Raw genomic sequence first — 21,967 nt, 5'->3', positions numbered from 1 at the left:
GCTCAGGGGCCGCCATGTTTTTTGCGGCATCCGCCAGTCTATGCTTCAAGCAACATCGACAATTGCGCGGGCGTCACGCTGACTTTACCGTCTTCGCAGCAGGCCAAACAAACCGGCCCTTCTCAAGGCGCTTGCTGAACAGGCATGCGCCCTGTCGATCCCACCAGATGATCTTCAGCAGATCACCGCGCCGTCCCCGGAACACAAACAGATGTCCAGAATAGGGTTCAAGCTCCAGAACCTTCTCCGCCTGAGCCGCCAAAGTGTTGAACCCGCGCCGCATGTCCGTCACCCCGGCAGCCAGCCAAACCCGCGCGTTGGACGGCACGGGGATCACGGCATTAGACCTTCAACCAAAGCCAGCACCGTCGGCAGCGCCGTCGTCCCTTCCACCAATACCCGCCGCCCGTCCGACAGCGTGATATCAACCCGCTGAGCCGACAACGGCATATCCGAGGCAAGCGCCGCGATCTGGTGGCCTGGTGCGGCCTGCGGGCCCTCTATCTCCACTGGTAGAAACGCCGCTCCATCAAGGACGCAATCGCTGTCTTCTGGCGCAAACCGCTCATCACGCAGCCAGTTGTGGATCAGGTTCGCATTCATCGCAGAGCGGCGCGCAACCTGCGCAACCGAAACCCCCGGCACTCTGGCCTGCAAACAGATCGACCGCTTCTCGTCATCCGACCAAAACCGCTTCTTGCTGCCCTTCTTCGTACCCAAAATGTGCCTCACAATGTCCATTAACGAAAATGGACATTATCACCCCACTGCGCTCCCCGTCAGAGCGGGAATACCGAACGCTCACTGACTACTTGGGAAATCCGGGATAACGAGTTAACGTAAGGCGTGTGATCAACTCGGTCGCACGCCTTGCTATTTTGAGCGTTGCATGGCTCTTATCCTTTCACCAACTATGGAGAGCCGGGAATGAGTCGTCGTTCTGGTCCAACAGGGTCAGTTTATCTGGAGTACTATCCGGTCGGGCAACAGATAAAGGTTTCAGCAATTGATGCTGCAACCGGTGTTGAGGTCTCGGTTTTTGGGCCCAAATCCGCATCGCAGGAAGATCTCAAGCAACTCGCCATTCGCAAGCTAACCCGCAGACTTGAGCAACTCGCCCAGCAATAGACCAGTGGAGCAGGGGGAGGCAGCTGTTTGCGGCTTATCGCCGCCTGTCGTTTTCAAACCCAACCGAAGTCGGTTGGAGCCTTGGTTCCCGGAAAGGGCTGTGATACGTCCTGTTGGGAAAATTTCATAAAGCTGCGATCCGGGCTCGCACGCCGAAGGGCTGCCAAGTCCAGACATTAGAAAATACAGAGGAAGGTGCAATGTCCCTGAGCGAAATAGCGGCCAATCAAACGGCCACTTCTGAATTCTTCAACCGGCCCCTTGCCGATAGTGATCCTGAGCTGTTCAGCTCCATTCAAAAGGAACTGGGACGCCAGCAGCACGAAATCGAGCTGATCGCCTCTGAAAACATTGTATCGCGCGCCGTTCTGGAGGCCCAAGGCTCTGTTCTGACTAACAAATACGCAGAAGGCTATCCGGGGCGCCGCTATTATGGTGGTTGTGAGTTCGTGGACATTGCAGAAGAATTGGCAATCGACCGCGCAAAGCAGCTTTTTGGTTGTGACTTTGCCAACGTGCAGCCGAGCTCCGGCTCTCAGGCGAACCAATCTGTGTTTTTGGCACTGATCAAACCAGGTGAAACGATTCTTGGCATGAGCCTCGATGCAGGTGGTCACTTGACCCACGGCGCGAAGCCAAACCTGTCTGGCAAATGGTTCAACCCGGTGCAGTATGGCCTCAATCTTGAGACTGGCCTGATCGACTATGATGCGATGGCGGAGCTTGCCCGTGAGCACAAGCCAGCCCTGATCATCGCTGGCGGTTCCGCATATTCGCGTCAAATCGACTTTGCTAAGTTCCGTGAAGTGGCAGATGAAGTCGGCGCCTACCTCATGGTCGACATGGCGCACTTTGCCGGTCTTGTGGCCGCAGGCGAACATCCAAGCCCGTTCCCGCATGCAGATGTTGCAACCACCACCACCCATAAAACCCTTCGGGGTCCGCGTGGCGGCATGGTTTTGACCAATAAGGAAGAGATTGCCAAGAAGATCAATTCTGCTGTCTTCCCAGGCTTGCAAGGCGGCCCGCTGATGCACGTTGTAGCAGCAAAGGCTGTGGCTTTTGGAGAGGCGCTTCAGCCGCAATTCAAAAGCTACGTCAGAAGCGTACGCGACAATGCTAAAGTATTGGCTGAGACGCTGCATGAAGGCGGGGCAGACATTGTGTCCGGCGGAACCGATACGCACCTGATGCTGGTTGACCTACGTCCGAAAATTCTGACCGGCAAGGCTGCAGAACATGCTCTTGGCCGCGCTGCGATCACCTGTAACAAGAACGGTGTTCCGAACGATCCGCAAAAGCCGATGATCACATCCGGTATTCGTCTTGGCACACCTGCGGCGACCACACGCGGCTTCGGTGTTGCCGAATTCCGGGAAGTTGGCCTGTTGATCACGGAAGTGTTGGACGGTTTGAAGGCTTCCAACAGTGAAGAAGGCAACGCAGCAGTTGAAGCAGCGGTCAAAGCCAAGGTAGAAGCACTGACGGCCCGGTTCCCTATTTACTCGTAAATCGGTGGGCACCTGTCAGGAGCTTTAAACGATGCGCTGTCCTTATTGTGCTGGTGAGGATACTCAGGTCAAGGATTCCCGCCCGACCGAGGACAACACGGCAATCCGCCGGCGCAGGGTGTGTAACACCTGCGCTGGCCGGTTCACGACCTTCGAACGAGTTCAACTGCGCGAACTTTTTGTGGTTAAGCGCAGCGGACGGCGCGTTCCGTTTGATCGCGAAAAACTGGCGCGCTCCGTCGAAACAGCAGTGCGCAAACGCCCGGTGGAGCCGGAGCGTATTGAGCGCATGATCAGCGGGATTGTGCGCCAGCTGGAAAGTTCCGGCGAAAGCGATGTGACTGCTGAAACCATCGGCAATCACGTAATGGAAGGCCTCAAGGGCATCGATGACGTTGCTTATGTCCGGTTTGCCTCCGTTTACAAGAATTTCCGCGAGGCCAAGGATTTTGAAGCCTTGCTGGATGAGTTGAGTGTCCCGCATGACAGTCGTCCGGATGATCTGTAAGCGTTTCGATCAGATCTGGAGACGGGATTGATGGCCTTCACCCAAATGCAAACGGACCTTCGGTTTATGGCCGCTGCAGAGCGTTATGCCCGTCGTGGACTGGGCGAAGTGTGGCCGAATCCCCCCGTTGCAGCGCTCATCGTCAGAGAAAATGAAAACGGTCAACATGTGGTCGTTGGACGTGGCCGCACGTCCAAGCCCGGTGGGCCGCACGCGGAAGTCAACGCGCTAACGATGGCTGGCACGGCAGCCAAAGGGGCAACGTGTTATGTGACCCTTGAGCCCTGTTCCCACTATGGGCGCACCCCCCCATGCTCCGTGGCGCTTGTTGAGGCAGGCATCAAGCGGGTGGTGATTGGCATGCGCGATCCCAATCCGCGTGTTGCAGGGCGCGGTATCAAGATGCTGGAAGAAGCAGGCGTCGAAGTCGAAGTTGGAGTGCATGAGGTCGCTTGCCAGGAACTCTATTCCGGTTTCATCATGCGCATCACTCAGCACCGCCCAAAAGTGCTGCTAAAACTCGCCATCTCCAAAGACGGTTTTATCGGCAAAAAGGGGGAAGGGCAGGTCCGCATTTCCAATCCACTGTCGATGCGGCACGTCCACGGCTTTCGCTCAACCTATGACGCCATCATGGTTGGAATTGGAACAGCGCTAGCCGATGACCCACAGTTGACTTGTCGTTTGCCGGGTATGGCGGAGCGTTCGCCAGTGCGCGTTATTATTGACAGTGACGCGAGGTTACCATTGGCCTCCAAACTGGTGATGACGGCAGCTGAAGTGCCGGTTTGGCTGGTTTGCAGCAGCACGGCTCCAGCGGAACGGATCGAGGCTCTGTCAAAGGCAGGTGTTTTGATCATCCGTGTTCCCACAACCGATTGTGGTATCGAGCCCTCGGTCGTTACAAGCGCGCTGTCCACCCGCGGAATCACGCGGTTGATGGTTGAGGGCGGCTCTCGCATCGCCAGTGCGTTTCTCAAGGCTGGACTGGTCGACGACATGTGCATCGTGACGGGAGATATTGAGGTGGGCGAGGGCGGTATACCTGTTCTGCATGATCTGCGTCTTGAAGATGTCGTGGCCGACCCCAGTTTTGCAAAGGTTGAAGCCGGTGTAATCGGCAGCGACCAGTTCATTTATCTCAGACGCATTGGAGCCTGACATGTTTACAGGGATCGTGACCGACCTTGGTGAAATCACGAGTGTTGAAAAGGTTCCCGCCGGTCTGCGCACTCGCATTCGCACCCAGTACGACCCAGAAGGCATTGATATAGGCGCATCGATCGCATGCGGCGGCCCGTGCCATACCGTTGTGGCCAAGGGCACAGATGACGCTGGCAACTGGTTTGAGGTCGATTCTGCGGCTGAAACCCGTGCGCTGACAACTGTCTCCGACTGGAAGCAGGGAATGAAGTTGAACCTCGAGCGGTCCTTGAAAATGGGCACCGAACTCGGGGGGCACCTTGTTTTGGGGCATGTCGACGGGCTGGCAACCATCACAAAGCGGGAAGATCACGAGGATTCGGTCTATTTCCAGTTTCAGGCCCCGATGGAGTTTGCACCCTTTATCGCGAAAAAGGGTTCTGTCGCATTGGATGGGACATCCCTCACCGTGAATGAGGCGGACGGCGATCTGTTTTCGGTCTTTTTGATCCCTCATACACTTGAGGTGACCACTTGGTCCGAGCGTCATGTTGGCGACAAGGTAAACCTTGAAGTGGATATGATGGCACGTTACGCAGCGCGCCTTGCCGAATTTAGCAAGGCCGGGTAAGGCGCAGCCAAACCCGCCTTTACCAGAATTCCAATTGCCTTGCGTACTTGCGCGGGGGAACATGCCCTTTGGACTGGACAAACCGTCTCAGGCATGGTTCCTGTCGCGGCCCAACAAGGATTAGACCAACGCCATGACCACAGCACCCAAGATTCTCATCATCGAAGCCCGTTTTTATCAGGATATCGCCGATTCACTGGCAGAAGGCGCAATTGCGTCCCTGGAGGCTGCTGGTGCAAAATATGACCGGGTGTCTGTTCCCGGTGTTCTGGAAATTCCGGCCGCATTGGCCATGGCAATGACCGCGATGGACAATGGCGGCGAAATGTATGATGGCTTTGTTGTTTTGGGTTGCGTGATCCGTGGTGAAACCTCCCATTACGATATCGTCGCCATTGAGTCCGCTCGTGCCATCATGGACCTGACCATTGATGCGGATTTGGCACTTGGAAATGGCATTTTGACCGTTGAAAACGACGAGCAGGCTTGGGCGCGCGCTAAGGTCAGCGACAAAAACAAGGGCGGCGCTGCTGCAGATGCGGCCCTTGAAATGATCAAGCTGCGCGAACGTCTTGGAGCATAAGAAATGAGCGAACAGGCCGAACCAAAGAAGGTGGCCACAAAGGCCGTCCGCCCGGCCAACAAGCGTGGTGTGGCCCGCTTAGCTGCTGTGCAAGCTCTCTATCAAATGGACGTGGGCGAAGTGCCTTTGTCCAGCGTGATCAGTGAGTTCACCGCGTTCCGCCTTGGCAAGGAGTTGGACGGAGAACAATATCTTGACGCCGACGAACAGTGGTTCAAGTCCATCGTCAATGGTGTCTTTGAGGATCAAAAGTTCCTCGATCCGTTCATCCACAAGGCGTTGACAGAGGGTTGGCCTCTAAAACGGGTCGACAGCCTTTTGCGAGCCATCCTGCGATCCGGCTCTTTTGAGTTGCTGCGTCGCAAGGACGTGCCGCCCAAGGTCATCATCTCCGAATATATCGATGTGACCAAGGCGTTCTACGAGGCCGATGAGCCGGGACTGGTAAACGGTGTGCTCGATCGTCTCGCCCATGAATTGCGCAACGAAGAGCTTGTCGCCAAGGCGGAAGAAGGCAACAGCTAAGATGTCTGCCGAAAGGCCCGGCGAGTTTGAACTGATCCGGCAGTATTTCGCTCCACTTGCAAATGCACCGGGGAGCTTGAAGCTGACGGACGACGCCGCGGTTATGAGCCCGCGCGCCGGGTTCGATCTGGTCCTGACAAAAGATGTTTTGGCGGAAAACGTCCATTTTTTGTCTGAAGACAGCCCGGAAGCCATTGCGGCCAAGGCCTTGCGCGTCAACCTGTCCGACCTTGCCGCCAAGGGCGCACGCCCGGTTGGGTATTTGCTCGGGCTGGCTCTGCCAACAGACTGGCAGGCAAACTGGTTGGAACGGTTTTCCAACGGGCTGGCAGCTGATCAGGCCGCGTTTGACGTTACGCTGTATGGTGGTGACACCATTCGCTCCAGCAACGGCGTTCAAATCTCCATCACGGCCATTGGCGAAGTTCCAAGCGGAGCTGCAGTGCGGCGAAATGGTGCCAAGGCAGGTGAACACCTTTATGTCACCGGGACTATCGGGGATGCAGCTGCAGGATTGAAGGCACGGCTGGAACATCGTTTCGTTCGTGTATTCCAACTGGATGAGGCCGAAGAGCGACACATCCTTCAACGCTATTTGTTGCCGCGCCCGCGTGTCCAACTCGCCCCTCTATTGGTCGAGCATGCGAATGCGGCGATGGATATTTCCGATGGGTTGCTTGCCGATGCCGCGCACATGGCTGCTGCTTCCAATGTAGATCTTCAAATCGATGCTAAGTGTGTCCCGCTTTCTGCGGCCATGGAAAAACTCAAAACCCGGTCCGCAGACACGTTTTTGGAGTGTCTCAACGGCGGGGATGACTACGAAATACTTTGCTCTGTTGCACCAGGGCAGTCAGAGGCCTTTGAACGACAAGCACAAGCAATTGGCTGCCCGGTTACCAAGATAGGCGCTGTGGTCTCGGGCACAGGGCAGGTGGCTTTGCAAAACACGCCTACTGGTCACTCAGCAGGTGCTTTGGCTGGATTTAGCCATTTTTAATTCTTCCCTCGAATTTAATTTGCCAGATAGTCAAATTTGAAGCTGCGGTAACGACAACTGTGGTGTAGGCAGACTCTGAAAAGAGTTCGCCTGTTGGAAATGGGCGAGCAATCGACGAGTTGATTGGTACGCTGCATGTCTGTTTCCGCTCAAACCGCTCCCGCAGCTGACGACCAGCTGGCCCGGCGCAATGCGTTTCTTCTGGCTTTGGCACAGGCTATTGGCGGTGCGCTTGCCTCCATCGTGATTACCACCGGACCTCTGGTCGGATACATGATGTTGGCCGAAGACAAGTCTCTGGCGACTGTGCCTGTCTCGGCAATGGTTTTGGGTACAGCATTTGGAACTTTGCCCGCTGGCATGATCATGCGCCGGTTTGGCCGCAGAGTTGGGTTCATGGGAGCCTCGCTTCTGGCTGCTGTGTCGGGGCTAGTTGCAGCTTATGCAGTATTCCAGAACACTTTTGGCCTGTTCGCTGTTGCGTGCGGCATGGGCGGGTTTGCCGGAGCCTTCGTGCAGCAATACCGGTTTGCTGCGGCTGATACGGCCAGTGATGCGTTTAAACCCAAGGCCATTTCCTGGGTTCTGGCGGGTGGTGTTCTGGCCGGTATCGTTGGCCCGCAAACAGTGATCGCGACAAAGGATATGTTCGAGCCGATCTTGTTCGCAGGCACATATCTGGCGCAGGCCGGGCTTTCGATTATCTCCTTTATTCTCGTGTCGTTCATCAAGATCCCGAAACCGCCGAAACAAACGGCTGCATCCGGTGGCCGTCCTATTTTTGAGATCATGCGCCAACCCCGGTTCATCGTGGCAGCTGCCTGCGGGATTTGTTCCTACGCGCTGATGAGCCTTGTGATGACAGCAACTCCGCTTGCCATGATCGGCTGCGGCTTGAGCGAAACCGACGCAGCACTCGGCATTCAATGGCATGTCATGGCCATGTTCGGCCCAAGTTTCTTTACCGGCAATCTGATCGCCCGGTTTGGCAAGGAAACCATTGTCTCCATTGGGCTTGCACTCCTGGCCGCGTGTTCTGTTGTTGCCTTGATGGGTGTGGAGCTGGCCAATTTCTGGACAGCGCTGATTCTGCTCGGCCTTGGCTGGAACTTTGGTTTTATCGGTGCAACGGCTATGCTGACAGATACCTATCGACCGGAAGAGCGCAACATGGTGCAGGCGACCAATGACTTTCTGGTCTTTGGCTTTGTTGCGCTTGCGTCCTTTTCCTCAGGTGCCCTTTTGAATGCGTTTGGCTGGGACACTGTGAACTGGCTGGTTTTCCCGTTCGTCGTGCTTTGCTTCATTTTGTTAGGGTGGCTGTGGCGGCACACAGCCCAACAGGCACCTGCGTAAGAGCGAGAATCCCCGTTCTCTCGTCTGTGCGGCAGGCCTTATTGCTGCAGTGCAAGGTAGGATTGCGGTGCTTATTCTTGCCCAACGCGATCAGCGCACTTGACGAGGCTTCGCCTTATGCTGCTATCGTAAGCCCATTCACGCGTCGAACGTCGATTGGGAGTCGGCCGGCGCAGTGTGCGGGGCTGCCTCGATAAAAACAATAAAAACAACGGGTCTGCCCACCAATGAGGAGGAAGCATGACCGAACTTGTCATTATTGTTTGCGGGCTTTTATCAATTGCCTATGGGGGCTGGGCCATTCAGTCTGTGATGGCGGCAGATGCAGGCAATGCCCGGATGCAGGAAATTGCCGGGGCCATTCAGGAAGGCGCCAGCGCTTATCTCAATCGTCAATATACAACCATTGCCGCCGTCGGGGCGGCAGTTTTCGTTTTGGCCTGGTTTCTACTATCTGGCACCGCGGCAATCGGCTTCCTGATTGGGGCTGTGCTGTCAGGGGCTGCGGGCTATATCGGCATGATGGTGTCGGTTCGGGCGAATGTGCGTACAGCGCAAGCGGCCAGCCAAAGTTTGGCAGCAGGTTTGGAAATTGCGTTTAAATCCGGTGCGGTCACTGGATTGCTGGTGGCGGGTCTCGCGCTCTTGGGCGTCGCCGTCTACTACACGATTTTGACAAGCTCCATGGGCTACGACCCGACAGATCGAGTGGTTATTGATGCCTTGGTTGCACTCGGCTTCGGAGCCTCTCTCATCTCGATTTTCGCTCGTCTCGGCGGTGGCATTTTCACGAAAGGTGCCGATGTCGGCGGCGATCTCGTCGGCAAGGTCGAAGCGGGCATTCCAGAAGATGATCCGCGCAACCCGGCGACTATTGCAGACAACGTTGGGGATAATGTCGGTGACTGTGCCGGTATGGCAGCGGACCTTTTTGAGACCTATGCGGTGACCGTTGTCGCAACCATGGTGCTGGCTTCGATCTTCTTTACCGGAGCGCAAGCGGTCGAACTCATGCTGCTGCCGATGGTGATCGGCGCAAGCTGCGTGGTCACCTCCATTGTCGGCACGTTTTTTGTCAAACTTGGTACGAACAACTCGATCATGGGCGCGCTTTATCGCGGCTTTATTGTCACGTCTGTCTTGTCAGCAGTGGCACTCTTCCTGATCATGTTCTTCTGGCTCGGCTTCGACACAACGTACACGTCAGCCACAGGGGAAAGCACGTTTTCCTCGCGGCACCTGTTCTACTGCGGCATTGTCGGCCTGATTGTCACAGGACTGATTATCTGGGTGACCGAATACTATACCGGAACGAACTTCCGTCCGGTGCGGTCCATTGCCCAAGCGTCTGTCACAGGGCACGGCACGAACGTCATTCAGGGGCTTGCAGTCTCGCTGGAAGCAACGGCACTGCCTGCGATCATTATCATCGCCGGTATCTTGATCACTTATTCTCTGGCAGGCCTGTTCGGCATCGCAATCGCGGTGACCACAATGCTTGCTCTGGCCGGTATGGTGGTTGCGCTTGATGCCTTTGGTCCGGTGACGGACAATGCCGGCGGTATCGCTGAAATGGCGGACCTCCCCGCTGAGGTGCGTTCGACGACGGACGCTCTGGACGCAGTCGGCAACACCACAAAGGCGGTCACCAAAGGCTACGCCATCGGATCGGCCGGTCTTGGGGCGCTGGTCCTGTTCGCGGCCTATACGGAAGATCTGCGGTTCTTCGCATCTTCGGCAGAGGAGGGGTCGATCTTCCATGGCATTAACGTGGATACTCTCTTCACTCTCTCCAATCCGTATGTGGTTGCCGGGCTGCTGTTTGGTGGTTTGCTGCCTTATCTGTTTGGCGGCATTTCCATGACGGCCGTTGGCCGAGCAGCGGGTGCAGTTGTTGAAGAGGTGCGTCGTCAGTTCAAGGAAAAGCCAGGCATCATGGAAGGGACGGAACGTCCGGACTATGGCCGCGCTGTGGACATGCTGACAAAGGCCGCAATCCGCGAGATGATCATTCCGTCATTGTTGCCGGTCTTGTCGCCTATTCTTGTCTTCGTGGTTGTGCGGGCTGTGGCAACACCAGCTGATGCGTTCGCAGCACTTGGGGCCATGTTGCTCGGGGTCATCGTGACAGGTCTGTTTGTCGCCATCTCCATGACGGCTGGCGGCGGAGCCTGGGACAACGCCAAAAAGTCCTTTGAAGATGGCTTCACCGACAAGGATGGCGTTACCCACCAAAAGGGCGGCGAAGCGCACAAAGCGTCTGTCACGGGTGATACGGTCGGCGATCCCTATAAGGATACGGCTGGGCCTGCGGTAAATCCGATGATCAAGATCACCAATATTGTGGCCTTGTTGCTGATTGCTATTCTCGCTCACTGAGAAACCGCAGTTCATAGAAACGAGAAAAGCCCGGCGATTTTGCCGGGCTTTTCCATTTGTCAGGTCTAAATTCGTCTTAGAGGCCAAGGCTCGGGCTGGCTGCGCCGCGTAGAACCTGGGTCAGGAAGCCATAGTCGGCACCACCGGTCCGTGTCTTTCGCGTTATGAAATCCACCACCTTGCCATCTTGCAGGCCGTAGTTGCCAATATCCCGCACATAACCTTCTTCGTCGAAGTAAACGGCCACGACACGCTGCTCAACGATATCCGGAGCGAGAAACGCGGTCGTTTCCGTTGTTTGCGAAATATAGTAGTAGGCTTGGCCATTGAGGTTTGACGTTGTCGACGGCGAACCTAGAACAAGTTGAACCTGTTCCTGGCTGGAGCCCACCTGAACCTGCTCCAGCATGGAGTTGGTTATGACGTGCCCATGTGTATAAGTCTTGGTGAAACACCCACCGAGTGGCAGAGCCAGCAACAATGGAATAAGGACGGCTTGAGCCTTCAGTCTCATGCAGATTTTCCTGTTACGCCAACGCAGGATATTGGCATGTTTTCGTTCTTTCGGTTCTTGGGCAAATCCCTACCGTGGGAAAGGCCCCTTTGGCAACATTCTTATCCAGGAGACCTTTATGCTCTTTGGCCTCTTCAAGCGGCGAAATCTGGATGCCGAGACTGGCGTCTACAGGCAAATCGTGGCTCAAGCGCGGCAACCGGCCTTTTATACCAAATATGCCGTACCTGATACGGTAGATGGGCGCTTTGACATGGTTTTGATCCATGCAATCCTCTATTTCCGCCGACTTCGTGGTGAAGGGAAAAAGATCAGCGCGTTTTCCCAAACGGTTTTCGACGTGTTTGCGCAAGATATGGATGCCTCTCTTCGGGAAATGGGTGTCAGTGATACACGCGTACCGAAGAAAGTGCGTAAGATGGGAGAAGCCTTTTACGGCCGGGCGGAAGTCTACTCGACGGCCCTGGATGAGCAGGATCTGGAAGGACTGGCCGCGGCGATTGGGCGAAATGTTTTCCCGGAAAGCGATGAACCGGTCGCACAAAACGCTTTGGCTGCCTATATGTTCAAAGCCGCTGACTTGCTTGGCAATCAGGACACCGAAACGTTGACAGGCGGAGAAATTTCTTGGCCAGAGCCCTGATTGTCGGATAAAGCGGCTGCCACACGTATGAATGCCGACATAAGCAGGAATGAAAGACAAGCCGCCATGTCAAAAAGCCAGTTTCCGTTTTCCCATTCTGTTCAGGCAGATCGGTTGGGGGACGGGCAAAAAAATCTAGTGGTCACCCCGTCGGCTGAAGAATGCGCTCAGATCGCAGAAGCGTACGATATCGCCGGCATTGCCGATCTGAAGGCGGAGATTACTCTCAAGCCTTGGCGCAAGGCTGGTGTGCGGGTCCTTGGAAAACTAACCGGCAGTCTGACGCAGACCTGTGTGGTGACGCTTGAAGAGTTTGACCAAAAACTGGAAGATACGTTTGATCGCGCCTTCGAGGCAGTATCGTCGCGCCCTAAAAAGGCGAAGGACATCAATGACGATGGCGAAATTGAAATCGAACTTGAATCTGTCGATCCGCCTGATGTCATGATCGATGGCGTGATTGATGTGGGGGCGGTGATCTGCGAGCAGCTGGCACTCAACCTCGACGCCTTTCCGAAGAAACCGGGCGCTGAACTGCCGCACATCGCTGATGATAGTGATGCTGAAGATGAAAAGGCGCCATCCCCCTTCGCAGAATTGGCAAAGCTGAAACCGGTCTCCGGGCAATAGCTTTGACTGCAAGGGGAAACATCTCTCTTCGCTTGCGAAAACGGTTGTCACTGAGGTGGAAACCGGTATGTTCGCGCCGATTGGGTGTTATAAAGAAACAAGGTCGTGGCAAGAACGGATTCGTGGCAGCATGCCTGTCGAGTTGGTCAGTGCCTGAAAAAAGACGGTTTTAATGGCAAAAACCATACCGATTTCACTTGATGTCATGGGCGGGGATCACGGCGCTGAAGTGGTCTTGCCGGGCGCGGAAATTGCTCTCGTGCGCCATCTGGACATCCGTTATCTGCTTTACGGCAAAGAAGATGTGGTCCTGCCGCTGCTGGAAAAATATCCGCGGGTGAAGGCTGCCTCAACGTTTCACCATTGCGACGTTTCCATCGCCATGGACACAAAGCCAAGCCAGGCACTTCGCCAAGGCCGCTGGCGGTCCAGTATGTGGCGCTCCATTGAGGCCGTGAAGACGGGTGAGGCTGCTGTCGCTGTGTCGGCTGGCAACACCGGCGCCCTCATGGCGATGTCAAAATTCTGTCTGCGCACGATGGCAAATATCGAACGGCCTGCAATTGCGGCGATTTGGCCAACAAGCCGTGGCGAATCGGTGGTTCTCGATGTTGGCGCGACAATTGGCGCAGATGCACAACAGCTCATCGACTTTGCAATTTTGGGCGGCGCGATGGCGCGGGCACTGTTTGGTATCAAAAAACCGACGGTGGGTTTGCTCAATATCGGGGTGGAAGAGGTCAAAGGTCTGGAAGAGGTTCGCACCGCAGGCCGGTTGTTGCGTGAACGCCAACTACGGTCGCTGTCCTACGCCGGTTTCGTTGAAGGCGATGATCTTGGCAAAGGCACCGTTGATGTTGTGGTGACGGAAGGCTTTGCTGGAAACATCGCGCTGAAAACCGCTGAGGGAACGGCCAAGCAAATCGGCGGTTATCTGCGGTCTGCCATGCAACGAACCCTTATGTCGAAGATTGGTTATATCTTCGCCAAAGATGCATTCAACCGCCTGAGAGAGAAAATGGACCCGCGAAAGGTCAATGGCGGCGTTTTCCTCGGGCTAAACGGCATAGTAATCAAGAGCCACGGCGGTACGGACGCTGAGGGCTATGCATCAGCAATCGATCTTGCATATGACATGGTTCGCAACGAACTGACGGATAAGATCGCGCACGATTTGGTGCACTACCATCGCAGCGCGTTTGCTGATGATATGGAAAAATCGGAAGGTGATTTGTGAGCGTAATTCGGTCGACCGTTCTGGGCTGTGGAAGCTATCTGCCGGAAAAAGTACTGACGAACCAGGATCTGGCAAAACTGGTCGACACGTCCGACGAGTGGATTGTGCAACGCACCGGCATTCAGCAGCGCCATATTGCAGCTGAAGGCGAGGTGACATCCGATCTGGCAACCAATGCTGCAAAAGCAGCGCTGGCGCATGCCGGAATTGATGCGCAGGACATCGACACGATTATTCTGGCGACAGCAACACCGGACAATACATTTCCGTCCAGTGCGGTCACTGTTCAGGAAAAGCTCGGCATCACGCACGGCGCTGCCTTTGATGTTCACGCGGTATGCTCCGGTTTTGTCTATGCCATGACAACGGCAGACGCATATCTGAAAACCGGGCTCTCCAAGCGCTGCTTGGTCATTGGAGCGGAGACCTTTTCTCGTATCCTTGATTGGGAAGACCGGACCACATGTGTCCTGTTTGGCGATGGCGCAGGAGCTGTTGTTCTCGAAGCTCAGGAAGGTGAGGGCACTGTTGCCGATCGCGGCGTCCTGACATCCCATTTACGGTCTGACGGTCGCCACAAGGACAAGCTTTATGTTGATGGCGGACCGTCTGGAACACAAACAGTCGGGCACCTTCGCATGGAAGGTCGTGAGGTGTTCAAGCATGCTGTTGGCATGATCACCGACGTGATCGAAGACGCCTATGTTGCTACTGGAACAACCTCGGATGATCTGGATTGGTTTGTTCCGCATCAGGCCAACAAGCGCATCATTGATGCCAGTGCCAAAAAGCTTGGTATTGCGCTGGAAAAGGTGGTCGCCACCGTTCAGATGCATGGCAACACATCTGCCGGGTCGATCCCGCTCGCACTTGATACTGCTGTTAAGGACGGCCGTATCCAGAAAGGCGATCTCATCATGCTTGAAGCGATGGGCGGCGGCTTTACCTGGGGATCCGTTTTGCTGCGGTGGTAAGAAACCACGACTAAAGTCCAGAATAATATTTTGGCTCGGAAGGCCAGAAAACAGTTGCTCCCTGTTGACCGACCCGCAGGGAGTCAATACCGTATGGTCATAGATGGTACTTCTCTAACAAAATCAGTCAGATCAGTCGAAAGAGCCGAGGAGAGGTTATGGGAGGTAGGACGATAACTCGCGCCGATCTTTGCGAGGCTGTGTATCAGAAAGTGGGTTTGTCCCGCACTGAGTCCTCAGAACTCGTCGAGCGCGTGCTTGCCGAAATTTCCGATTGTCTTGTCACCGGTGAATCGGTCAAGCTGTCATCGTTCGGTTCGTTTGTGGTTCGCTCGAAAGGTGAGCGGATCGGCCGCAATCCGAAAACAGGGGAAGAAGTTCCGATTTCTCCTCGTCGGGTGATGGTTTTTAAACCGAGCAATGTGCTTAAACAGCGCATCAACGACTCCCTGACCGGAAAAGGTTCGGTCTGACAACAGAGGGGTAAGAAATCATGAGTACCCCAGACAAAAGCCCGGATGCATTTCGTACGATTAGTGAAGTGGCAGATGATCTGGATCTGCCGCAGCACGTTCTCCGCTTCTGGGAAACACGGTTCTCTCACATCAAACCGCTGAAACGCGGCGGCGGGCGGCGTTATTATCGTCCTGATGATGTGGAACTGCTTCGCGGTATTCGTCATCTTCTCTATGGTGAAGGGTATACGATCAAGGGCGTTCAACGCATCCTGAAAGAGCAGGGTGTGCGGTTCGTTATGCAGGTGTGGCAGGAAGATGCACTTCCGGTGCCTGTTCTTGTTCGCCAGAACGAAGCGCAAGAACAGGCGGATGCCTCAGCTCGAACGGAAGAACCATCGGCCTCAAAGGTACCTGCAGAGCCTCTCCCACGCGGAGTTCTGCCCGATCCCGACGAACAATCTGAGTCCTTGTTAAAGTCATCAGGCGTGAAGTTTTTTGACCGTTTGCGGGGTGACAAGGCCGACGAAGAGATTGTCGAGGTGCCGTCGCCAGCTGCGCAGGCGTTGTCAAAGGACAAGGTCAAGCGGTTGCAGTCCACGCTGTTTGAACTCTTGGAATGCAAGCGCATCCTGGATCAGGCGCGGTAACACGATCAGCATTGTGAAGCCTGTTTGTTATCCGAACAGGCTTCTGATTCGACCAAATAACCCTGCTGGCTTTGTCTGAAGTTCTTCATCACTTCGCTGCATGCGTAGTGCCATTTGGCGCAATTCCTGTACAGATGAAATGGATGTAGACTGCGGACGATTGGAGGTTCCTTCTGGTGGCGCATACGCCGCCGCTGCAGCCTCAGAAGGCGTTTCGCTCCCCCCAACCGCTTCGGGTGCAATCTCGACCTCTAACTCGCAAGCCGTGGGCACTTCTTCCTCAGTTGCGCCGACTGCGAGCTGCTTTGGAGGTTGTGCGATCACAATTGGTTTTTCTAATGAGACGATCACATTCGGTCGCGCCAGAACCGTCGTCTCTTTGGTTTCTTTTGATTCTTCAATACGTTTTAGGATAGCTGCGTCAATTGGATCACGCGGGTCAAGTTCAGCAATTGGCCTGCGCACGCCATCCTCTGTGACGTAGGTTCCATCATCCTCCGGTTCATCCGCTTGTGGCAACTCCCTGAGAACGCCCAGCTTATGGCTGCGGATTGGGATGATGGTCAGGGCAGGCGGAGTTGCTTCGCCGCGCGGCTCATAGTGCAACTGAAAAACTTCCTCCTCAGAGGGGCCGAATATCTCTCCATTCTCCATCAGACGTCCGTGTGAGACACAATGGCGAACGAAGCTGATTGCAATTTCATAGACAAACTCTGGATCGTATGGTCCCGGCTCAACAGAAACCTGATGCCCGATAAGGTGTTCAGCACCCATCATGATAAGCCCGATTTCACTTGGACCGTCCTGAATATAACCAAGTGAGTAATAGCTCGGGTGAAGGCAGAGGAAACACAGTGAATTCACGCTTGCGAGTTCGATAAATTTCTCGCGGGTGAGCAGATAACTGTTCGAAGCCCAATAAATCGCGAGCGGATTTGATTGGGTCACAAGGGAAAGTGCGATTGACCTCAGAAGTCCCATGACCAAAAGGACTTCTTCAGCCGTCTGCAAGTCTGCTCGGTCGGACAAACTGTCGTGCTCTGAGGATGCTCCAGAAGGAACGGGTCGGTAGATGCTTATCGAAGTAACCGCAGAGTGGTTTTTGATCGCCTCTGATGCGTTGGGAAACTCTTGCTGGGTTATATGGGACAAGGCAGCGGCCAGATATTTTGCAGGCTTGCCTGGCTCGTCCGTTTGCGTGATTTCTACCCGATAAAGACCACATTCGAATATGCGTGTCTCATTTTCAGAGGTGGGCAGAGCCCTTGCCTCCGCAATTCCTGTCGCTAAGGCCGCGCTGTTGACGGCCTCCCCAAGGGTTTCCAATCCTACACCTTCCGTCGAAGAATATAGTATATCGCAACTTGCGGTCTGAAGCGCACTCACCTTCATGATAAAGATTCCGTAACGTAAAGATTGCAGAAATTATATCCGCAATCTCTTGTTCAGACCTTAAAATCGCAAACTCATTCGAGCCCCATGCAAGAAGCATAAAAACTGGTGGTTGCTGGCCAGTCGGAAAAAACACCTTTCACACCAACATCTTGGGCCAGAACGTCCAAAATCTCATAGACCATTCCATCGCCTGTGATTGCCTCTTGGACAGTCTGAAAATACCAGCCCCGCCAGATGCGAGCGGCCCGGATCGCTCCAGCGTCCACGTCATGATCTCCAGACCGGCAGACTTCGCGGCAACAGCATAGGCGGATGGAACAATCTCTCCCTCCTCAAGAGTGAGCAGAACCCAAAGCGGTGGAGCAATAATGTTAACCCCCATGTCCTTTAAGTCGGTCATGTTTGGAGACAGGCTTTTCGGGTCTGCCGGGTTGAAACCGCTCGCAGTAAAACGACCATCCAGATAGACCGCTTGTGCGCCAAAATCCGCTTCGTTTTCAATCCAGTACAGAATGTCTTTCAAGTTAAATGATTGAAGAAACACGTCCTGAGGTGCGACCCCGGCTGCCTTGTAGTCATCGACCAGCTTTTGGGCATAGTCCTCTTGGCTCATGCCATTGAAGGGCATCGTGACCTTGGGAGATTTGAGTTCGGGAATGAATTTGGCACCGGTTGGCTTGATCAGTTCAATGGCTTCTAGGTGGGTAAGAAGCGTGCCGTTGGAGGCATAAAGATCCGTACGCCAGTTAGCGGTGCCATTCTGGTAGTCTTGTGGTGTCTTTGCCTGACGGTTTGCAGCGTCCATCTTGCCGCTCAGCGTTTTGAATTCTGCAAGCGTAAGATCGGAAGACCGGCACTCAGCTGAGGCCGGTGTATCGTCCCCGGCAGGCGTGAATGCAGCGGTACATTTTTCGGCAAGAGGGCTCGTGAGAATATTGGTGGTCGTGTGCAGGTCGTCCTGAGCGTGACGACAAACAAGTTCCTTGTCTGCAGTGAAGGTGACATCGCATTCGATCATACCCGCACCCATCAACGCTGCAGCGCGATAGCTCTCTGCGGTGTGTTCAGGAAATTGCAGAGGCGCTCCCCGGTGGGCGATGGAAAACAGCGTTTGCCGAACAGGCTTACCTATGCAGGCCTTCAGTGTGTCCTTGAGCGGGCTGTCTGCCATCTGGTCGACCAGATAAGCAGGCCGAGGGCCAACTTGCGCACCTTCAGCAAATGCGGGGGAGGCGAACGCAGCAATCAAACACGGTAGAGCAGTTGCAAGGGATAGGATACGCAAATGGATGTCTCCTGAAATGTGAAAAAGGATCGCTTCAGGAAATCTATTTCATATCAGCGCGGCGTCCAGCGGATTCGCAATTCTTCTGGCCCTCTTACGGATAGGCCACGCTTGTAGGTGACTGTATCCAACGCCAGTTCTATGGTCTTGAACCGGTCGAGCAATTTGGAAAAAACCATGTCCATGTCGAGCCTTGCCAGATGGTTGCCCAGACAAAAGTGATGGCCCCGTCCAAAGGCTGAATGCCAATTCGGGCTACGTCCAACGTCAAATGTATCGGCATCCGAAAATTGCGCGGGATCCCGGTTCGCCGAGCCGTAAAGCACCCCGAACTTAGTTCCTTTTGGAAAGGTGGTTCCTGCAACCTCCGCGTCCTGCGTCGCATACCGATGAAAAAAGGGCAGTGGAGATTCAAACCGAAACATTTCCTGAACAGCGGTTTTCATCAAACTTCGATCTATACGAAGGCGCTGCATCTGATCGGGAAAACGCAAAAGCGCATGCAAGCCACTTCCCAGAACATCAATGGTGGACCCGTGTCCGGCCATCAGGATCAACATGGCCGTAGAAACAAACTCGTCTTCATTCATGCCGCCACGACGTTCCGCTGCAATCATATGGGATATCAGATCATCCCGTGGAGCCTTTTCCCGCAGACGCTTTAGATCAGTGAGGTAATGATAAAACTCGGTGGTATTGGTTTCGGCGAGTTCCTTGCGCGCGTCGCTTCGGTCAATATCGAAAAACTGGACAATATTCTCAGACCAAATTCGCAACTGCGGGCAATCTTCGTCCGGCACGCCCAAAATCCGTCCAATCACATGACCCGGTACCTGAGCTGCAAGATCTTCGATGAAGTCAATCTCTGTACGGTCCGAGAGCCGGTCAAACAACTCATCAACATGGGCTTCAATCTGAGGACGCAACCCACCAATCATCACTGGCGTGAAAAGTTTGAAAACCTGCTTTCGAAGGCGATCATGAATCGGGCCATCACTGTCAAGTAGTGAAAATTGCACAAACCGGGAATGGTGCGGCATGTCATGCCAGTTCCCAGCCCGCTTCTGGGCTTCGATTTCGTCAGAAGATGCAACATGCGCCAGGGACCGCACCATGGTTTCATCCGTAACGATCCGGGTCACATCGTCAAAACGAGCAGCCAGCCAGATATCGAACGCCTCATAGTAAGAAAGGCCTGATTTTGCTCGTAAAGCGGAATAGGTCGGATAAGGGTCTCGGCGGAAGCCGTCAGACAGCGGATCAAAATCGACTAAATGCGCGCTGTTCATCGTTACTCCTTAAGGCGTAGGGGCACGTAATCTATGCGCGGGAGAAATGATCAAACAGCAACTTCAAGTACATATTTTTTATGATGCGCCTAATAATAGAAAGCTGTGGATAAAAAATGGGGATAGTGCGGGAATTGCAAGTTTTGACAATAAGGTGGGAAAGCTGGAAATCCTAGGGTGAGGTTGCGCGTCCAAGTAGTGCGTATCAAAGATGCCTGCGTTCGCAACTCGCTAGTGAGAGGGCACCATGCAAGTACCACGAGCACTTCAGAATGATTATCGTGAATTCCTCGAGCGGACAGGGTTTCAGAACGAAGACCCTCAAGCACTGCTCATGGAGTTGGCCTCTCTCAGTATGGACGTCTATTTCCGCGAAGTCGCCTGGCTCACCGAATTTCTGGGGCTTATTGAGAAATCACGCAAAGAAGAAGCAGAAAAAGCCGCCCCGTTGCGTGTCGCGGTTGGCCGCTAGGCTATGTGGGCGAATTTGAGCCACTGTTTACTCGTTCATCCGACCGTGCTTGTCCATTAACAACAAGCGAACCTGATCCCGGCCTCGCGCCTTAGCCTCGTACAGCGCACCGTCAGCCTTTTCAATTGCATCTGCAAGCGTGCTCCCCTTAGGGATATGCATGCTGCAGCCTAGCGATGCAGTGACCTTGATGTCAATAAGCTCGAAGTCGTTGTCTTCGTTAATGACCGATGTGTTTAATGCGCCAATTCTGCTCCGCAGGCGCTCAGCTGCTTCCTTTAACTCATCGATTGAGTTGGTTCTGAGGGCAATAACGAATTCTTCTCCGCTCCAACGTGCAACATGGTCATCTTTTCGAAGAGAAGATTGGAGAAGGTTCGCGACATTGCGAAGAACTTCATCCCCGGCAGCGTGGCCGTGGGTATCGTTCACTTCCTTGAAGTGATCAAGGTCAAGCAGGATGATCCCATAAGGGTTTGAAGAGATGTCAATCAACTCTTCAATTGCACGTCTGTTGAGCAATCCGGTCAAGCCGTCAATCTGGGATCTGTTGAAGACCCTTTTGTGCTCTTTTTCCATGACATAGCCGAGCAGGATGACAACCACAGCAACAAACCAACCTGTAAAGGCAAACAACAGCAGAGCAATGGTCTTCTCATTTTCGTTGAGTCCAAAACTGTTTGTAAATGCAAAACCCAACAGAGAGGGAACAACAACTGCGGTTACGACGATTGCTCGAATGTATCGAAGGACCAAGCTGCTGCCCGTTATGATGCCGTATTCAAACTTCTGGGCGGCCAGTTGAGAAAGAGCAAGGCAGCAAAGGAGAAACCCGACGAAGGAATAGCCGGAAAGATCGCCGCTTAAATACAAGGAATTGTAGATCGCCTCCAAAACGGAAATGAAGGTGATCATCCATAGAGTAGACAGGAAAAACAACAGGGCGAACAGTGTTCGCTTCAAGCAAAACTGATAGCAGGAGATGAAGAGAATACTCAGTGCTGAGGTGGCGGATACTTTTGCAAAAGATGACGGGATTTGCATGTCTTTCAGATCTGCAACAGGGAGAACGGCTGGCCAGTCAGGGACAGATAATTCCAAAACCCGCGTCAAGGCCAGAAGACCGAAACCCGCCGGGCCGAACTCATAGAACAGCTTGGGTAATCGATCCGCATAAAGCAAAAACAATGCAGTAAAAACCAATGCGCTGCCGGTGAAGGGGTGCATATAAGTCCGACCGGAGAGCAAAGTAACATCGGTTCCGAAGCTCAAAGCCGTTTGCAAAATTCCGCCAAAGGCAGTCAGCAGGATTCCGGCTACCAGAATGTTGCGGTTTAGTTTTTCAGTCAGAAGTTTCAGTTTTTACGTCCAGCAGTTCATAGTCCGATGTAAAAACTTAACAGAAAATTAGTGTCTGGCAGGCCGCAGAAACACGTAGAAATGCAACTTTGAATTTAGGGAAAGGTGAACGACAATTCGATTATCGCGGGCAGCTAAAAGCCCAAGCAACAGAGAAGCATCGGTTTTTTGAAATGTTTGGTCGGGCAGGCCGGATTTGAACCGACGACCCCTTCACCCCCAGTGAAGTGCGCTACCAGGCTGCGCTACTGCCCGAACGCGTTCTACCTATCGCGTTCGCTTTGGGTTCGCAAGCGGCGA

The 21,967-nt window shown here is 54.1% G+C and carries 24 protein-coding genes, 1 tRNA gene and 1 pseudogene; 18 read left to right on the top strand and 8 right to left on the bottom strand.

Annotated features, from left to right (window positions below):
• Nucleotides 1-73: 73 nt before the first annotated feature.
• A complete protein-coding gene (gene tnpB, locus TRICHSKD4_RS17515; RefSeq protein WP_009468224.1) occupies nt 74-337 on the bottom strand; it encodes an IS66 family insertion sequence element accessory protein TnpB in 264 nt (87 codons plus the stop codon).
• Nucleotides 334-603, bottom strand: a complete 270-nt coding sequence (locus TRICHSKD4_RS17510) for a hypothetical protein (protein WP_009465502.1) — start codon at nt 601-603, stop codon at nt 334-336. The genes tnpB and TRICHSKD4_RS17510 overlap by 4 nt, the downstream gene beginning before the upstream one ends.
• Between TRICHSKD4_RS17510 and TRICHSKD4_RS32380 the strand changes: the two genes are divergently transcribed.
• The 11 genes from TRICHSKD4_RS32380 to TRICHSKD4_RS17460 all read left to right on the top strand — a co-directional run bounded on the left by TRICHSKD4_RS32380 (nt 581) and on the right by TRICHSKD4_RS17460 (nt 10,764).
• Nucleotides 581-808: a hypothetical protein gene (locus tag TRICHSKD4_RS32380; RefSeq protein ID WP_009467905.1), complete on the top strand. Its 228-nt coding sequence runs from the start codon at nt 581-583 to the stop codon at nt 806-808. The genes TRICHSKD4_RS17510 and TRICHSKD4_RS32380 overlap by 23 nt on opposite strands.
• 119 nt (nt 809-927) lie before the next feature.
• Complete coding sequence (locus TRICHSKD4_RS17505) at nt 928-1,128, top strand: serine hydroxymethyltransferase (protein ID WP_009468223.1); 201 nt, start codon at nt 928-930, stop codon at nt 1,126-1,128.
• A 200-nt stretch (nt 1,129-1,328) separates the two neighbouring features.
• Nucleotides 1,329-2,639 carry a serine hydroxymethyltransferase gene (glyA, locus tag TRICHSKD4_RS17500; protein ID WP_009468222.1) on the top strand — a complete coding sequence of 437 codons (1,311 nt, stop codon included), beginning with the start codon at nt 1,329-1,331 and terminating at the stop codon, nt 2,637-2,639.
• Between the two features lie 31 nt (nt 2,640-2,670).
• The gene (nrdR, locus tag TRICHSKD4_RS17495) at nt 2,671-3,147 is read left to right on the top strand and encodes a transcriptional regulator NrdR (protein WP_009468221.1); all 477 of its coding nucleotides are present in this window, start codon (nt 2,671-2,673) and stop codon (nt 3,145-3,147) included.
• Nucleotides 3,148-3,177: 30 nt separating this feature from the next.
• Entirely contained in the window at nt 3,178-4,308 is a 1,131-nt protein-coding gene (ribD, locus tag TRICHSKD4_RS17490; RefSeq protein ID WP_009468220.1) for a bifunctional diaminohydroxyphosphoribosylaminopyrimidine deaminase/5-amino-6-(5-phosphoribosylamino)uracil reductase RibD, read from the top strand.
• A gap of 1 nt (nt 4,309) precedes the next feature.
• Complete coding sequence (locus tag TRICHSKD4_RS17485) at nt 4,310-4,921, top strand: riboflavin synthase (RefSeq protein WP_009468219.1); 612 nt, start codon at nt 4,310-4,312, stop codon at nt 4,919-4,921.
• A gap of 133 nt (nt 4,922-5,054) precedes the next feature.
• Nucleotides 5,055-5,504, top strand: a complete 450-nt coding sequence (gene ribH, locus TRICHSKD4_RS17480) for a 6,7-dimethyl-8-ribityllumazine synthase (protein WP_009468218.1) — start codon at nt 5,055-5,057, stop codon at nt 5,502-5,504.
• A 3-nt stretch (nt 5,505-5,507) separates the two neighbouring features.
• Nucleotides 5,508-6,029: a transcription antitermination factor NusB gene (nusB, locus tag TRICHSKD4_RS17475; RefSeq protein WP_009468217.1), complete on the top strand. Its 522-nt coding sequence runs from the start codon at nt 5,508-5,510 to the stop codon at nt 6,027-6,029.
• A gap of 1 nt (nt 6,030) precedes the next feature.
• Nucleotides 6,031-7,029 carry a thiamine-phosphate kinase gene (thiL, locus tag TRICHSKD4_RS17470; protein ID WP_009468216.1) on the top strand — a complete coding sequence of 333 codons (999 nt, stop codon included), beginning with the start codon at nt 6,031-6,033 and terminating at the stop codon, nt 7,027-7,029.
• A gap of 135 nt (nt 7,030-7,164) precedes the next feature.
• Complete coding sequence (locus tag TRICHSKD4_RS17465; RefSeq protein WP_009468215.1) at nt 7,165-8,385, top strand: MFS transporter; 1,221 nt, start codon at nt 7,165-7,167, stop codon at nt 8,383-8,385.
• 240 nt (nt 8,386-8,625) lie between these two features.
• Complete coding sequence (locus TRICHSKD4_RS17460) at nt 8,626-10,764, top strand: sodium-translocating pyrophosphatase (protein WP_009468214.1); 2,139 nt, start codon at nt 8,626-8,628, stop codon at nt 10,762-10,764.
• Nucleotides 10,765-10,840: 76 nt separating this feature from the next.
• Here TRICHSKD4_RS17460 and TRICHSKD4_RS17455 read toward each other — a convergent pair whose 3' ends face one another.
• Nucleotides 10,841-11,278, bottom strand: coding sequence for an outer membrane protein assembly factor BamE (locus tag TRICHSKD4_RS17455; protein WP_009468213.1), 438 nt, complete (start codon nt 11,276-11,278; stop codon nt 10,841-10,843).
• 118 nt (nt 11,279-11,396) lie between these two features.
• Here TRICHSKD4_RS17455 and TRICHSKD4_RS17450 point away from each other — a divergent pair, with 118 nt between their 5' ends.
• From TRICHSKD4_RS17450 to TRICHSKD4_RS17425, 6 genes are all read left to right on the top strand, one after another.
• Nucleotides 11,397-11,921: a ubiquinol-cytochrome C chaperone family protein gene (locus tag TRICHSKD4_RS17450; protein WP_040617181.1), complete on the top strand. Its 525-nt coding sequence runs from the start codon at nt 11,397-11,399 to the stop codon at nt 11,919-11,921.
• Between the two features lie 66 nt (nt 11,922-11,987).
• Nucleotides 11,988-12,551, top strand: coding sequence for a DUF177 domain-containing protein (locus tag TRICHSKD4_RS17445; RefSeq protein ID WP_009468211.1), 564 nt, complete (start codon nt 11,988-11,990; stop codon nt 12,549-12,551).
• Between the two features lie 172 nt (nt 12,552-12,723).
• A complete protein-coding gene (plsX, locus tag TRICHSKD4_RS17440) occupies nt 12,724-13,788 on the top strand; it encodes a phosphate acyltransferase PlsX (protein WP_009468210.1) in 1,065 nt (354 codons plus the stop codon).
• The gene (locus TRICHSKD4_RS17435; protein ID WP_009468209.1) at nt 13,785-14,762 is read left to right on the top strand and encodes a beta-ketoacyl-ACP synthase III; all 978 of its coding nucleotides are present in this window, start codon (nt 13,785-13,787) and stop codon (nt 14,760-14,762) included. The genes plsX and TRICHSKD4_RS17435 overlap by 4 nt, the downstream gene beginning before the upstream one ends.
• A 158-nt stretch (nt 14,763-14,920) precedes the next feature.
• Nucleotides 14,921-15,235 carry an integration host factor subunit alpha gene (locus tag TRICHSKD4_RS17430; protein ID WP_009468208.1) on the top strand — a complete coding sequence of 105 codons (315 nt, stop codon included), beginning with the start codon at nt 14,921-14,923 and terminating at the stop codon, nt 15,233-15,235.
• A 20-nt stretch (nt 15,236-15,255) separates the two neighbouring features.
• Nucleotides 15,256-15,867 carry a MerR family transcriptional regulator gene (locus TRICHSKD4_RS17425; protein ID WP_009468207.1) on the top strand — a complete coding sequence of 204 codons (612 nt, stop codon included), beginning with the start codon at nt 15,256-15,258 and terminating at the stop codon, nt 15,865-15,867.
• A 27-nt stretch (nt 15,868-15,894) separates the two neighbouring features.
• On the opposite strand, the gene TRICHSKD4_RS17420 is transcribed toward TRICHSKD4_RS17425, so the two are convergent.
• The 3 genes and pseudogenes from TRICHSKD4_RS17420 to TRICHSKD4_RS17410 all read right to left on the bottom strand — a co-directional run bounded on the left by TRICHSKD4_RS17420 (nt 15,895) and on the right by TRICHSKD4_RS17410 (nt 19,836).
• A complete protein-coding gene (locus TRICHSKD4_RS17420) occupies nt 15,895-17,259 on the bottom strand; it encodes a hypothetical protein (protein WP_040617078.1) in 1,365 nt (454 codons plus the stop codon).
• A gap of 74 nt (nt 17,260-17,333) precedes the next feature.
• Nucleotides 17,334-18,511 (bottom strand): annotated as a pseudogene (locus tag TRICHSKD4_RS17415) (glycerophosphodiester phosphodiesterase family protein).
• Nucleotides 18,512-18,600: 89 nt separating this feature from the next.
• Nucleotides 18,601-19,836, bottom strand: a complete 1,236-nt coding sequence (locus TRICHSKD4_RS17410; RefSeq protein ID WP_009468204.1) for a cytochrome P450 — start codon at nt 19,834-19,836, stop codon at nt 18,601-18,603.
• A gap of 247 nt (nt 19,837-20,083) precedes the next feature.
• Here TRICHSKD4_RS17410 and TRICHSKD4_RS17405 point away from each other — a divergent pair, with 247 nt between their 5' ends.
• Complete coding sequence (locus tag TRICHSKD4_RS17405) at nt 20,084-20,308, top strand: hypothetical protein (RefSeq protein WP_009468202.1); 225 nt, start codon at nt 20,084-20,086, stop codon at nt 20,306-20,308.
• Nucleotides 20,309-20,335: 27 nt separating this feature from the next.
• On the opposite strand, the gene TRICHSKD4_RS28340 is transcribed toward TRICHSKD4_RS17405, so the two are convergent.
• Entirely contained in the window at nt 20,336-21,592 is a 1,257-nt protein-coding gene (locus TRICHSKD4_RS28340) for a GGDEF domain-containing protein (protein WP_208993121.1), read from the bottom strand.
• Between the two features lie 253 nt (nt 21,593-21,845).
• Nucleotides 21,846-21,922, bottom strand: a tRNA-Pro gene (locus tag TRICHSKD4_RS17395).
• Nucleotides 21,923-21,967 lie beyond the last annotated feature (45 nt).

It is taken from the genome of Roseibium sp. TrichSKD4 (assembly GCF_000148725.1).
GTDB lineage: Bacteria > Pseudomonadota > Alphaproteobacteria > Rhizobiales > Stappiaceae > Roseibium.
The sequence above is the reverse complement of the archived record's forward strand: the minus strand, read 5'-3'. Positions and strand labels throughout refer to the sequence as shown.

What these genes read in the sequence shown, in the direction of transcription:
- TRICHSKD4_RS17430 (WP_009468208.1), top strand. Translation starts at nt 14,921, where the DNA reads ATGGGAGGTAGGACGATAACTCGCGCCGATCTTTGCGAGGCTGTGTAT.
- TRICHSKD4_RS17405 (WP_009468202.1), top strand. Translation starts at nt 20,084, where the DNA reads ATGCAAGTACCACGAGCACTTCAGAATGATTATCGTGAATTCCTCGAG.
- thiL (WP_009468216.1), top strand. Translation starts at nt 6,031, where the DNA reads ATGTCTGCCGAAAGGCCCGGCGAGTTTGAACTGATCCGGCAGTATTTC.
- nrdR (WP_009468221.1), top strand. Translation starts at nt 2,671, where the DNA reads ATGCGCTGTCCTTATTGTGCTGGTGAGGATACTCAGGTCAAGGATTCC.
- plsX (WP_009468210.1), top strand. Translation starts at nt 12,724, where the DNA reads ATGGCAAAAACCATACCGATTTCACTTGATGTCATGGGCGGGGATCAC.
- TRICHSKD4_RS17420 (WP_040617078.1), bottom strand. Translation starts at nt 17,259, where the DNA reads ATGAAGGTGAGTGCGCTTCAGACCGCAAGTTGCGATATACTATATTCT.
- TRICHSKD4_RS17510 (WP_009465502.1), bottom strand. Translation starts at nt 603, where the DNA reads ATGAATGCGAACCTGATCCACAACTGGCTGCGTGATGAGCGGTTTGCG.
- TRICHSKD4_RS17450 (WP_040617181.1), top strand. Translation starts at nt 11,397, where the DNA reads ATGCTCTTTGGCCTCTTCAAGCGGCGAAATCTGGATGCCGAGACTGGC.
- TRICHSKD4_RS17410 (WP_009468204.1), bottom strand. Translation starts at nt 19,836, where the DNA reads ATGAACAGCGCGCATTTAGTCGATTTTGATCCGCTGTCTGACGGCTTC.
- nusB (WP_009468217.1), top strand. Translation starts at nt 5,508, where the DNA reads ATGAGCGAACAGGCCGAACCAAAGAAGGTGGCCACAAAGGCCGTCCGC.
- TRICHSKD4_RS17455 (WP_009468213.1), bottom strand. Translation starts at nt 11,278, where the DNA reads ATGAGACTGAAGGCTCAAGCCGTCCTTATTCCATTGTTGCTGGCTCTG.
- ribH (WP_009468218.1), top strand. Translation starts at nt 5,055, where the DNA reads ATGACCACAGCACCCAAGATTCTCATCATCGAAGCCCGTTTTTATCAG.
- ribD (WP_009468220.1), top strand. Translation starts at nt 3,178, where the DNA reads ATGGCCTTCACCCAAATGCAAACGGACCTTCGGTTTATGGCCGCTGCA.
- TRICHSKD4_RS17445 (WP_009468211.1), top strand. Translation starts at nt 11,988, where the DNA reads ATGTCAAAAAGCCAGTTTCCGTTTTCCCATTCTGTTCAGGCAGATCGG.
- TRICHSKD4_RS17460 (WP_009468214.1), top strand. Translation starts at nt 8,626, where the DNA reads ATGACCGAACTTGTCATTATTGTTTGCGGGCTTTTATCAATTGCCTAT.
- TRICHSKD4_RS17485 (WP_009468219.1), top strand. Translation starts at nt 4,310, where the DNA reads ATGTTTACAGGGATCGTGACCGACCTTGGTGAAATCACGAGTGTTGAA.
- TRICHSKD4_RS17505 (WP_009468223.1), top strand. Translation starts at nt 928, where the DNA reads ATGAGTCGTCGTTCTGGTCCAACAGGGTCAGTTTATCTGGAGTACTAT.
- glyA (WP_009468222.1), top strand. Translation starts at nt 1,329, where the DNA reads ATGTCCCTGAGCGAAATAGCGGCCAATCAAACGGCCACTTCTGAATTC.
- TRICHSKD4_RS17425 (WP_009468207.1), top strand. Translation starts at nt 15,256, where the DNA reads ATGAGTACCCCAGACAAAAGCCCGGATGCATTTCGTACGATTAGTGAA.
- TRICHSKD4_RS17465 (WP_009468215.1), top strand. Translation starts at nt 7,165, where the DNA reads ATGTCTGTTTCCGCTCAAACCGCTCCCGCAGCTGACGACCAGCTGGCC.